Origin of the sequence: Nissabacter archeti (assembly GCF_018257325.1) — a bacterium.
Taxonomy (GTDB): Bacteria; Pseudomonadota; Gammaproteobacteria; order Enterobacterales; family Enterobacteriaceae; genus Chimaeribacter; species Chimaeribacter arupi.
The window spans coordinates 109,543-121,627 of record NZ_JAERKB010000001.1 but is presented as its reverse complement, the minus strand read 5'-3'; the positions used below and the strand labels follow the sequence as shown (position 1 = coordinate 121,627).

The window sequence follows — 12,085 nt, the reverse complement described above, 5'->3', positions numbered from 1 at the left end:
TGATTTTTACGCCCCTACCAGACTGCAAATCTGTCGGTATGTAAGGACAAAGTAGGGCGTCCTGTCCGCTCGCCCGGCCCTGCGTCCTCGTCGGCAATAATTTAATGCCCCCACCAGACTGCCTATCTTTTGGTATGTAAGGAAAGAGTAGGGGCGATTTTTATCTGCTCTGTGCGCTCACCCGGCCCTGTGTCTTCGTTCGGCAATAATTTAATACCCCCACCAGACTGCAAATCTTTGGGTATGTAAAGACAAAGTAGGGGGGTATTTACTGCACTAACGTCGCCGCCTGGGCTTGGGCGGCGGCGAGGGCGTGGTCGTCAAAAATCGGTTGTTCATACTGATCGCTGAGGTTTCTGACCCGGTAAAGTTTCCAGAGGCCCTGTTCGCGCCGGAGGTAGACGCGCAGGCGCTGCGTTTTCCCCGCTTCCCGACCAAGCCGGACGTCCAGCACTTTGCCGCCCAGGTAGTCTGCGGCAGGCCCCACCTGTAACCCGGCAATCCATTCCGGGGCATAATCCTGACCATAGATAAAATAATCAGAACCGACTATCTGCTGCTCCTCGATCTTTTCAATGACACTCAACCGATCCAACGTCTCCGCCGCCACATAACGTCGCAGGGTGGGCGAACTGTAGGTGCTCTCAACGCTGCCGCTGACAAAGGCATCCAGATAGAACCGGTAGAACGCATCAACCTGCTGCTCAGGTGTGGCCGTAGAGGCAGCACAGCCGGATAACAGCAACACAAACAGGAAAAGTGCACGCATCAGCGTCTCCTGTAAATTTTATACGCGGGCCGTGCTGACCGGTAACCCGGGCCACCCCACATGTCACGTTGGCGAAAATCGGAATACCAATTCTGCCCATCATACATCGCCATATGCCCGCTTTCGTTACCGCCCGGATAGGGCTGGATTACGACGACATCACCCTCTTGCAACATTTCTCCTGTACCAATCACCGTAAAACCTGCGTTGCTGAGTAAACGACCATAATCTTTTGCATGCAACGTCTGTCCTATATTTACGCCGCCTGCATTAATAGCCCTGCGGGTAAAGGCTGCGCATCTTCCTTGTGAGGATGATGTTGCATGTTGTCTGATATAAACCGCCGCAGTGTGTTTATTCCATCCCATCGTTTTTCCCTTTTAAGTGGCCCATTAACGGCGGCTATTCCAGCACGTGGGAAAGGAGGCGGGTAGACAAAATAGGCTATAGAAAATTGATATAGTTTCATGATTTAAAAGATAAAAAATTGATGATTAGCGGGCGGGTGCAGGGGGATGCTGCGCGGGCCGCAGCATCAGAGAAACGTGGGTTACTTCGGCAATTCTTGCCGGAAGCCGACGCCGATGAGGCGGCCGAACAGGAACGGCAGCCAGGGGCGTTGGCGCAACCAGCGGCCGAGGGCGCGGATCATCGCCGGCGGGCGTTTGTTGCTGCCTGACCGGCGCGTCATCATCACCTGCAAAAATTGCGTGGCTTTGGTGGGGAAGGTGCGGCGGCGCTGTACGCGGCTGAGCTGGCGCAACGTCGGGACGCCGCGTTGTAACGGCGCGGCCAGCAGGTTGGCGGTGGCGACGGCGTCCTGAATCGCCAGGTTTACCCCCACACCCCCAATCGGGGACATGGCGTGCGCCGCGTCGCCGATGCACAGCAGCCCCGGCCGCGCCCAGTGGTCCAGCCGGTCAATGCGGATGCTCAGCAACTTCACCTGATCCCAGTCCGTGATGGCCGACGCCAGCCGGTCGGCGTCAAACGGCGCGCCGGCCGCCACCTGATGCAGGAAGGCCGGTAAACCCGCCTGCTGTAAGGCCGGCAGGCTGCCTTTGTCGATTGACACGCCGCACTGCCAGTAGTCACCCCGATCAATCATAATGAAATTCTTGCGCGGCCCGCGGTGGCCGGTCGACCACGCCGGGTCATCCGCGTGTTTTGGGATTTTCAGCCACAGCACATCACGCGGTGCACCAAAACTCCGGCTCTGTAACCCGGCCAGGGCGCGCACCGTGGAGTGGCGGCCGTCACACCCCACCACCAGATCGCTCTCAATCTGTAGCGCGCCCTGCGGCGTCATCGCGTCCACGCCAATGACGCGTTGTTGGGCGTCAACCCGCAGGCCGGTCACGCGGCTTTCCATCAACAGCGTGAAGGTGGGCAGGGCGGCGGCTTTACGCTGGAGAAAGTCGAGGAAATCCCACTGCGGCATAAAGGCCATGAATTTGCAGCGAGTCGGCAACCGGGTGAAATCCGCAATGGTCATCTCCTGCCCGCCCATCTCCGCCTGTAAGCGTTCCATGCGCTGGTGCGGCAGCTGCAAAAACTCCTCCAGCCAGCCCAATTGGTGAATCACCTCCAACGTCGAGGGGTGCAGGGTGTCACCGCGGAAATCACGCAGGAAATCGGCGTGCTTCTCCAGCACCACGACCTCAATGCCGCGGCGTGCCAGCAAATAACCCAGCATCATGCCTGCCGGGCCGCCGCCGGAAATACAGCACTGGGTGCGGCGCAGGGGGAAAGTCTCTGTCATCACGGTCTCGTCTGCTTTAAATAAGAGTGATAACGATTATCATCGCCGCACCGGGGAGTCAAACTATCGCTGCCATTCAGCACGCCGTTTGCCCGTCAGCAGCGGCGGCAAACCCGCCTTCCGGCCACGGCAGCAGTTGAAAAATAAGGCAAAAGCAGCGCGGTGCCCCGGCCAGGTCAGGACGGGTTTCTGGCGGATAAAGCAACAAGCTTGTAAAAAGATGTAACGCGCTCAGCCATCCAGATGCCCGGATGGCGCGGTATGCGCCGGGCCGCGCAGGGCGGGTGAACCGGGGGCTTGCGCGCGTTGTGCCGCGTTCACCCGGCGGCCGCAGGCCTTTTCGCTGCTGCCACATTTTGGCACATTTCCCCAGGCAGAAAACTTGATGTGAAATGCCGCAGGCTTTAGGGTTCGCCCCCTTCAAAAACGGGGATTCCGATGAAACGATCTTTTGGCTATGCCGCCCAGTCCGCCCAGGCGGCACTCGCACCTTTCCATTTTGACCGCCGTGACACCGGGCCGGATGACGTCCGCATTGAGATCGCGTTTTGTGGCGTTTGCCACTCCGACCTGCACATGGCCCGCAATGAGTGGAACATGAGCCGCTACCCGCTGGTGCCGGGCCATGAGATTGTCGGTCACGTCACCGAAACCGGGGCAAACGTCAGCCGCTTCAAGGTCGGCCAGCGCGTCGGCGTGGGGGTGATGGTCGGCTCCTGCGGCCAGTGTGCCGCCTGCCATGAGGGCGAAGAGCAGTATTGCGACACCGGCTTCACCGCCACGTACAACGGTGAAGAGCGCGTGACAGGCGGAACCACCTTTGGCGGGTACGCCACTGACATCGTGGTCGCCCAGGATTTCGTGGTACGCGTGCCGGAACAGCTCGACCCTGCCGCAGTGGCCCCGCTGCTGTGCGCCGGTGTCACCACCTGGTCACCGCTCCGCCACTGGAATGTGCAGCCCGGCCAGCGCATCGGCGTGGTGGGGCTGGGCGGGTTGGGCCATATGGCGGTGAAACTGGCCACCGCGATGGGGGCCGAGGTGGTGCTGTTTACCACGTCGCCGGGCAAAGGTGAGGATGCGCTGCGCCTTGGCGCAAAACAGGTGGTGGTCTCCACCGATGCGCGCCAGATGGCCGCCCAGGCGAACCGCCTGGATATGATCCTGAACTGCGTGGCCGCCCCGCATGACCTGAACCCCTATCTGGCAACGCTGAAAAGCAACGGTAAGCTGATCCTGGTCGGCATCCCGGACAGCCCGCATCAGGCCCCTGACATCACACCGATGGTGTTCAAACGCCTGAGCATTGCCGGCACCTCGATCGGCAGCATGAAAGAAACTCAGGAAATGCTCGATTTTTGTGGGGAACATGGCATCACTGCTGATGTCGAAGTAATTCGCATGGATGAAATTGAGCAGGCGTTTGCCCGCATGAGCCGTGGCGACGTGAAGTACCGCTTTGTGATTGATATGAACTCCCTCCGGGCAGAATAACCCTGCCCACTCCGTCGTAGCCCTCCCGCCTCCGGTGCAATGCCGGGGCGGACAGGCGGACGGCGCGCCGGATCCCCTTCCTGCCCCCCTTATTTCCTTAATGAATACGCGGTTTTGCGAAAGGTGACTTTCACTTTTATCCATGTTTGAATAGCGCTTTCGGCTGCAATGTCAGCACATTGATGCCTTTTTACCCATCTTTAGCCCCACCAGAGAATGAGAGTGTTATGCAACCGCCCGCCCAACCGACTGACGAGCATCAACGCCTGTCCACCCTCCGTGCCTACAATATCCTCGATACGCTGCCGGAAGAACGCTTTGACCGCCTGACCCGGCTGGCGCGGCGTCTGTTTGATGTGCCGATTGCGCTGGTGTCGCTGGTGGACATGAACCGCCAGTGGTTCAAGTCCTGCCAGGGCCTGGAGGTGCAGGAGATGCCGCGTGATGTCTCCTTTTGCGGCCATGCCATCCTGGCGGATGACATCATGGAGGTGCCGGATGCGCAAAACGACAGCCGGTTTCATGATAACCCGCTGGTGACCGGCGAGCCGGGCATCCGCTTTTATGCCGGTTGCCCGTTGATGGTGCCGGACGGCATCAAGCTCGGCACCCTCTGCCTGATTGATACTGCCCCGCGCGCGCTGAATGAAGAAGACCGGATGCTGCTGCGCGATCTGGCCGCCATGGCGGAGCAGGAGATCACCGCCATGCAGTTGGCGACGATGGATGAGCTGACGCAGATCTCCAACCGCCGCGGTTTTGAGGCGCTGGGCCAGCATGCGCTGGACGTCTGCCACCGGCTGGCGCTGCCCGCGTCGTTGCTGTTTTTTGATATGAACGGCTTCAAGGCCATCAATGACACCTTTGGCCATGCCGAAGGCGACCAGGCATTGAAAACGTTCGCGGCACTGATGCGCGACAGCCTGCGTGACAGCGATGTGGTGGGGCGGCTTGGCGGCGATGAGTTCGCGGTGTTGCTGACCAATGCCGGGCAGCAGGAGACTCAGCAGGCGCTGGCGCGTTTGCAGGACCATATTGCCGGGTATAACGCCCGGAGCGGGCGCGGGTACGCATTACGTTACAGCGTGGGGCAGATTGAGTATGACGGCAGGCAGGCGGTGCCGGTGGCTGACTTGCTGGCACAGGCGGATGCCCTGATGTATGCGCAAAAGCGCGGCGACACCCCCACGGCATAATGCCGTTACCGCCATAAAAAAGGCGCCTTCCCGGCGCCTTTTTTGTTTTTATGCGGCGGCGTCAGTGGGTATGGATATCAATATGCCCGCCGATGGCGGCCTGCTGGTAGACATGCAGCGGCACTTCCACCTGGTAACAGCGGCCGGCGTGCATCACTTCCAGCACATAACGTTCACTCTCAAAAGACTCAATCGGGATAAAGCCAAAAAAGCCTTCCGCCACACTGAACGTGCGCGTGGAGGGCAGGGCATAACGGCGGATAACACGGGCGGCCAGCGGCGCCTGTTGGCCGGTCAGGGTACGCCAGGTCTGCGAGACCGGCGCCAGCAGAGAGGCGCGCAGCGCAGCAGAGAGCAGGGCGGCCTGGGTGGCCAGCCCCTTCAACGACGCAGAGACGCGGGCAGAGCTGCTCGTTTTCATGATCGTTACCTCGTGGTCAGAGTCGGCCCGCGCGCAGGGAAACGGTTGCGGGGTCGCCCTCATATTTATAGTTATAACCGGGTAAGATCAAACTCTTTTTCTGTATAAGCTATGCCGGGCGCGCAGCAGGCTGAGTAAACAGGCTTTTTTCTGCTCACACCGTGGCCGGGCGACGGCGTTTTTCTGCCAGCAGCAGCGGGCAGGAGGGGCACATTTCGTGGTCGCACAGCTCATAGCGCAGGCAGCACTGGCGGCGGAAGGAGGGGCTTTCTGCATCGGTCGGGATTTCATGGCGGGTAGGCTCGAACAGCGCATTCTTGCTGCCGTCGCACAGGGTGCGGGCGGCCAGCAGGGCCTGGCCGGGCGTGACATCCGCGTTCACCAGCTCAGCCTGTTCAATCCCCCACTGGATGCGCACGGCGGCGTTATTCCAGAAGATCCCCGGCTTCAGCCCGGCGAGATCCGCCAGTATCCCGCAGACCGGCGCAATATGCTGCACCATGCCTGCAAACCGCACCAGCGGGTCGGGCTCGGTGACCGGCTCGCCGTCGCCCTGCAACATAAATTGCAGCGGCAGGCCATCTTCATTGAGCTGGAACCAGACGCGGTCAGCGTTAATCGGCAATTGCCAGTGGTGGGAGAGGTTCACAATCATCCAGACCGGCAACAAGCGGGCAAAATACCATTGTGACCACATGGAGACACGGGCGCGGTGCTCAGAGGCATCGTGTGCGGCGAGGTAGGCGGCGAGCACATCACGTGCACCTCCCGGCGTCAACAGGCGGCCGGCAGGCACCGTCCGCGGGGCGTCGGCGTCATAAGGGATAAACATGGTTTTGACCCAATCCAGCGGGCCATCGGCAAAGGAGTCTAAAATTGTCAGCATCGTCATGCGCCTGGCACCAGAAATCTTTTTATCAGTCCTCCCGCCCCGGCAGATACCCCGGCACGGCCTCTGCCGGTCAGTGTAAGCGAGCCTGATAGGAAATGGTAATGATTTCGATTTGTATTATGATCTAAATGTGCGGAAGCAGGGGGTAAGCCCTTGTCATTGACTGTGAAACGGCCAACCGCTGCCTGACCTTTCCCATACTCTCCATACCGTTCTTTCGATTTTTTTCGTTTTCGGGCGATTCACGCGGGAATAAAAAATCCTTTATTAAGGATAAATACCGGGTTAATGCCGCAGGCAATACGTTTTTATCTCCCTTTCCCCCCTGTTTATTTCATAAAATCCGACGAAAAAAGGTTAACCATGCGTTATTTTTATATCACTAAAAACGCATTTTTTAGCGGGTAAGGCGAATCAATTAATCGGCGCTTAAATAAGTATTAATGTTCGCTTAAATATTAACTGAGATCTGGTGATGTCATGCCATCCGCTTTTGTTAATTACGCTTTAAAAATAATAAGTATTGATATTAAAGAGAGATTTATTTATTTACTTTTAAGGGATCAAAGATGTAAAAAATACAAGAAAATCCTTTATTATCAATGCAATGATAACTGTACTATTTTTTTATATTCATATAGATCTTAATTATTTGCTTGTGTAAGATACGCGCACTAATGAATCACCCACCCCAGGTATACAAAATATATATGGAAGAGAGTAATCCGTGGCCCACCTTTGTGGATGCCTTTTCAACCGTCTTGTGCATATTTATATTTTTGATGTTGGTTTTTGTCCTTAACAGCATGTTAATTATGTATGAAAGCGCAAAAAAACATTATGTTCCCCTGGTAACGGCACCGGTCTATTCCGATAAAAAAATGCCGGACATGACCTCGTTACCGACAGAAACCGAAGCGAAACAAAAAAATAACCATACAGAACCTGCGAGCCAAACCTCAGAAGCGGACCGTACCGATAGCACTGAAGTGACCGAAGCAGTAACGGCGGCCAACGCTTCCCAGGCAGCCGGTAATGCGGAGGCTGCACAGGCCGCTGAAACGGCTGACAGCACAGGTAAAAATGAGCGCCGCGCTGTTGCTCAGGCAGAGGTGAACAACGCCCCTCCAGCCGCCACCCCGGTTGATAAGCGTGGGAACGCGTCGCCGATGCCGGCCGGGCGGTACGATGTCCATGAGAAAACGCCGGCCTTTGAAATTAAAGGCAATCAGTTTGTTATCCATTTCCAAAAAAATGAGCAAAGTTTCCCGTCTGAAATTATCGGCAAACTCAAGGAATGGTTAAAGGCGGAGCATACATCCACGTCAGTGAATGTGTATACCAACAGCAATAAAGCCATTGCCGTTTCTGATGCCATGCGCCTGGCCTATCAGCGGGGAATTATGCTGTTGAAAGTGGTTAAGGAAAATGAAGTGAACCAGGATGTCGCTATTTCAGTCATCAACGATGCCGGTGTTATGAGTAACAGCGCTGTCATTACAAAAGTCGAGTAAATAAATGAACCGCAACAAAACATCTTCCAGGGTTATTAATAATAACCTCAGCCTTTTTATGGTGCTGCTGGTCGCCGCCGCCCCGTTATTCATGATGCTCGTGCCGGGTATCCGGCATTATGTTATCGATACTTATAACGTCGCCGCATTTTATAATACGGTGGTGATCCTGGTGTATACGGTAGGCTGCGCCATTGTCATCGCCTCTTTTTTCGAAATCAGGATCTGTAATGGTGTTCTGAAAACTAAAGATTACGTAAAAACCGCCCACCTGCTCGGTGATGCCAATAAAATTGTCTTCAAACCCGATCACGGGCTGGATGATGACACGCTGATGTCGCTTTATGAAAACATCGATGAAAGTGTCAACCGTAAACATAATCAACGTATGTCAGCCATTTTAAGCTGCGCCAATATCTCCACCATGATTGGTTTGTTAGGGACATTTGCGGGCCTTTCATTGACCATTGCCTCAGTGATAACGCTGCTTGATAAATCACAGATTGGCGGCGGCACAGATGCAGATACGCTGAAAATCATTGTGAACGTGGTCTCCTCACTCTCTGAGCCGCTGCGCGGCATGAATACCGCCTTCGTTTCCTCTATTTATGGAGTGGTGAGCGCCATTCTTCTGAACGTGATGAGTTCACTGGTGCGTAATGCCTTTGTGCGCCTGAACGTCACGCTGCGGGATACCAAATTAAGTTTTATCCGTGAAATGAAACGCAAACAGGTGGCAGGAAAAACCCGGACATTGCGTATTGTTTCGCCGGTGGATGAGATTGTCAGTGATATTAAAACGTCTCTGGCCACCTTCCAGGAACGTCTGATTACCCTCTGCACGGAATCAAACGGCACTGTGCGCCAGTTGCTTGAACAAGCCACGGTCAATAGTGCGCAACGCGCCGCCTTTGAAGCCTCATTGCTGTCATTCTGCGAAACAGGCAGCGGCCGGTTGCGTGACATTAATAACGGCGTAGAAAAGGTAAAAGAGGGGCTGTCAGAACAGCAAAATGTCATTAACGATACGCACCAACAGATCGCTGAACATACCGCGTTGCTGATGAAAACCAGCGAGCAAATGACGGAGCAGGAAGCGAAAATAGCGTATGTGACTGACTCCCAGCAAGCCATTGAACAAAGCCAGGCGGTGGTTCTGCATAATTCACAACAGTTGCAGAATGCCATGAAAGAGTTGCATGACAACACCGTCGGGGAATTTGAAAAGAATCACCAGCAACTGAATGCGATGGATGCCCATATTATTTTACATGAGCAGCAAAACCTTGTGCGCCACAGCACCACGCAGAGCCATATTGAAAGCCATTTAAAAACGTTTACCCCGTTATTTGGGCAGATCGCGGATATGCACCACAGCCTGCAAAAAGATGTCTTAATCCTGAAAGAGAAGAATGACCAATGAAAATGTCTATGGCGGCATTATTGACGGGTATTTCCCTGCTTTCTGTCCCTGCGTTCTCTGCCATGCCGGCAGGAAATAGCGTAGGGGCCTATCCCCTGACGGTGTTGGTAAAACATGCGCTTGAAGCTCAACCTTCTGTGGCTATTGCATCGATGGAAATTGAGCGCCGCCATCAGGAAACCGCAATGAGCAAAGCCTCCCTTTACCCTACATTAGATGCGACCTCTGAGGCATCGCAAAAAAATAAAGAGGAGAGTGAAGAGCGGAACATTGAAAATAAAATCACTCTGGCTTACCGCATTGCGGACTTTGGGGTCAGAAGCAATAACATCCACAAAGCGCAAAGCATTGAAGAAAGCAGCGCCAGTGATTTCCTGCAGAGCATGAATGACACCGCCAAGAGCACCACCGATGCCTTTTTAAAAATAGAAAAGTTAAAAAAAATCATGGCAAGCATCGATGAGGAGAAACTGTTCTATAAAAAGATGTTAAGTGATTTTTCTGAATTGATTAATTCCGGTGTAGCGATGCAGTCTGATTTGCGTAAAGTGCAGGCATCGATTGATGCATTAAGTACCCAGGAACTCGCTTACCGGGATCAGGCAGATGCTGAATTGGCCAGGATCCGTAATATGACCGGGGATGCGGTTACGCTGGAAAACATCTCACGCTTGCCTGATGTATTTGATCACTATCATTTTATCACGGAAAAAGAGAGCGTGATGAAAAAGGTCATGAGTGAGAACCCCACCTGGAAATCACTGCAAAAAAGTACCGAGGCCGCGTATTCTGATATCAATGCCGCGAAATCGGCCAATTATCCGACAATTGATGCCAATGTGAGTTACAGTGATAATTCCCCTTCCAGTGATGCAAACCGGGATGATTATCCTGATGAATTCAGGGTAGGGGTTAAAGTCGGGCTTAATATCTTTAACGGCTTTAAAAATCAGGCAGAAGAAAGAAAGTTCGCAGCGCGTTATGGTCAGACCAAACTGGAAGCGGATGATTTCATTATTCAAAGCCGTAACAATATTGACGTCTCTCTTTCAAAATACCGTTCCAATAAAGAAGCGTTGGATATTGCAAAGCGTTCCTATGAAAACGCCCGCAAGCTGACTGAGCTTTATAAAGAAGAGTTTACATTAGGGCAGAAATCACTGCTGGATCTGATCTCCAGCCGTAATGAACTTTTCCAGGCAAACATCACCATGATTGAATCTACTTACGGTATTTACCAAAGTAAGCTCGATCAAATGTCTCAAACCGCTGTTTTGTTGAAGAATCTGCAACTGCAGCATGAGGTTATACAACCGGGTTCAAGGTCGTTGGTAAAATGAATAGGAAACAAAGTGACCATCTTATGATGGTCATTATGAGTATGACGTTGCTGATTATCATCATTTTCAGCATGGTAAAAGTCAATTCTGTTGTCCACGGCCAGGGTATTGTTGCAACAAAAGATAATACTCAGATTGTTTCACTATCGAAAGGCGGAACCGTTGAGGAAATTTATGTTTCCGAACACGATATCGTCAAGGCGGGCCAGGTGCTGGCGAAGATATCTAACCTCGATGTCCAAAAAGAGTATGACCGTTACTTTACCCAGGCAGAAATCCTTAAAAAAAATATCGATGAGATCAACCGGGTATTATCGGATACCCACAGAATCGGCTCATTTGATGTGTCTACCCTGGAAAATAGCGACATTATCAGCAATGTGCAGATGGTCAAAAGCCAGATAACATCGAAAGAAGTGAAAATCCATGGGCTTACTTCTGACATTAACGGCCTGGATGTCGCGAAAATCAGTAAAAAGAGTGAGCTGGCACTGCTCCAGGAAGAGGTGAATATTCTTTCACCTCTGGTAAAGAAAGGGATAAGCTCCTACACCAATCTCCTGAATAAAAAGCAATCTGCCGTGCGCTTAAACTCAGAGATTATTGATTTAGACAATAAAATCTCTTCAATTAATGATGAAATTGAAATTACAAAAAGTGAAATCAATAATGCCGAGTTTGAGCTGCGTAACTCGCTCTCGAAAGATCTGGCTGAGTCTCAGAAAGAGCTGGCACTCAACGAATCCACTATAAACATATTGTCACGCCAGTTACAGGAGACGTTGGTTAAGTCTCCTATTGACGGCGTCATACACCAGGTAAACAAAAGCGCCAACACCAAAGGCGGCGTTATTCAGGCGGCAGATGCGCTGTTTGAAATAAAACCTTTCTCAACCCTGGTACAGGCAGAGGTAAAAATCATGCCCAAAGATCGTGACCAGGTATTCGTTGGGGGAAATGTCAACATCAATGTCATGTCCTTTATGATGTCAGGCTCCAAAGCCGCTAAAGGTGTCATTGAAGAGATCAGCTCGGACTCCTATGAAGAGTCTGTGAATGGTTCCATGGTCAGATATTACAAAGTCATCGTGCAGTTTGAAATTTCCAGGAAAGATTTAAATAAAGTGATGCCCGGCATGACGGTTGACGCCAACGTGATTACCGGGCGGCACAGTATTATGGAATACCTGATGTCCCCGCTTCTGAAGGGGATGAATAAAATGTTCTCAGAACCCTTAATCACTACGCCGCGCGAAACGGCCAAATAAAAATTG

The 12,085-nt window shown here is 53.0% G+C and carries 11 protein-coding genes; 6 read left to right on the top strand and 5 right to left on the bottom strand.

What is annotated here, in order from left to right; genetic code table 11:
* Positions 1-268 precede the first annotated feature (268 nt).
* The 3 genes from JK232_RS00460 to JK232_RS00450 form a co-directional block, all read right to left on the bottom strand.
* Positions 269-769, bottom strand: coding sequence for a DUF3828 domain-containing protein (locus JK232_RS00460; protein WP_212588637.1), 501 nt, complete (start codon positions 767-769; stop codon positions 269-271).
* Positions 769-1,137, bottom strand: coding sequence for an NlpC/P60 family protein (locus tag JK232_RS00455; protein ID WP_101829112.1), 369 nt, complete (start codon positions 1,135-1,137; stop codon positions 769-771). The genes JK232_RS00460 and JK232_RS00455 overlap by 1 nt, the downstream gene beginning before the upstream one ends.
* Positions 1,138-1,319: 182 nt before the next feature.
* Entirely contained in the window at positions 1,320-2,531 is a 1,212-nt protein-coding gene (locus JK232_RS00450) for an FAD-dependent oxidoreductase (RefSeq protein WP_101854985.1), read from the bottom strand.
* Between the two features lie 438 nt (positions 2,532-2,969).
* On the opposite strand from JK232_RS00450, the gene JK232_RS00445 reads away from it, so the two are divergent.
* Together JK232_RS00445 and JK232_RS00440 are read left to right on the top strand one after the other, a co-directional pair.
* A complete protein-coding gene (locus tag JK232_RS00445; protein WP_101829115.1) occupies positions 2,970-4,025 on the top strand; it encodes an NAD(P)-dependent alcohol dehydrogenase in 1,056 nt (351 codons plus the stop codon).
* Positions 4,026-4,252: 227 nt separating this feature from the next.
* Positions 4,253-5,221, top strand: coding sequence for a sensor domain-containing diguanylate cyclase (locus tag JK232_RS00440; RefSeq protein ID WP_212588636.1), 969 nt, complete (start codon positions 4,253-4,255; stop codon positions 5,219-5,221).
* A 61-nt stretch (positions 5,222-5,282) separates the two neighbouring features.
* Here JK232_RS00440 and JK232_RS00435 read toward each other — a convergent pair whose 3' ends face one another.
* Positions 5,283-5,642 carry a hypothetical protein gene (locus JK232_RS00435; protein WP_072931198.1) on the bottom strand — a complete coding sequence of 120 codons (360 nt, stop codon included), beginning with the start codon at positions 5,640-5,642 and terminating at the stop codon, positions 5,283-5,285.
* A gap of 154 nt (positions 5,643-5,796) precedes the next feature.
* The gene (gene fhuF, locus JK232_RS00430; RefSeq protein WP_072931196.1) at positions 5,797-6,528 is read right to left on the bottom strand and encodes a siderophore-iron reductase FhuF; all 732 of its coding nucleotides are present in this window, start codon (positions 6,526-6,528) and stop codon (positions 5,797-5,799) included.
* Between the two features lie 716 nt (positions 6,529-7,244).
* Between fhuF and JK232_RS22895 the strand changes: the two genes are divergently transcribed.
* From JK232_RS22895 to JK232_RS00410, 4 genes are read left to right on the top strand one after another with little or no spacing between them, the layout of a single operon-like run.
* On the top strand, positions 7,245-8,048 hold the full coding sequence (locus JK232_RS22895; protein ID WP_212588802.1) for a hypothetical protein: 804 nt from the start codon (positions 7,245-7,247) through the stop codon (positions 8,046-8,048).
* Positions 8,049-8,052: 4 nt separating this feature from the next.
* On the top strand, positions 8,053-9,471 hold the full coding sequence (locus JK232_RS00420; protein WP_101835194.1) for a MotA/TolQ/ExbB proton channel family protein: 1,419 nt from the start codon (positions 8,053-8,055) through the stop codon (positions 9,469-9,471).
* A complete protein-coding gene (locus JK232_RS00415; RefSeq protein ID WP_212588635.1) occupies positions 9,468-10,811 on the top strand; it encodes a TolC family protein in 1,344 nt (447 codons plus the stop codon). Before JK232_RS00420 ends, JK232_RS00415 begins: the two co-directional genes overlap by 4 nt.
* Positions 10,808-12,079 (top strand): HlyD family type I secretion periplasmic adaptor subunit, encoded by a 1,272-nt coding sequence (locus tag JK232_RS00410; RefSeq protein ID WP_072931188.1) that lies wholly within the window; start codon positions 10,808-10,810, stop codon positions 12,077-12,079. Before JK232_RS00415 ends, JK232_RS00410 begins: the two co-directional genes overlap by 4 nt.
* Positions 12,080-12,085: the final 6 nt, after the last annotated feature.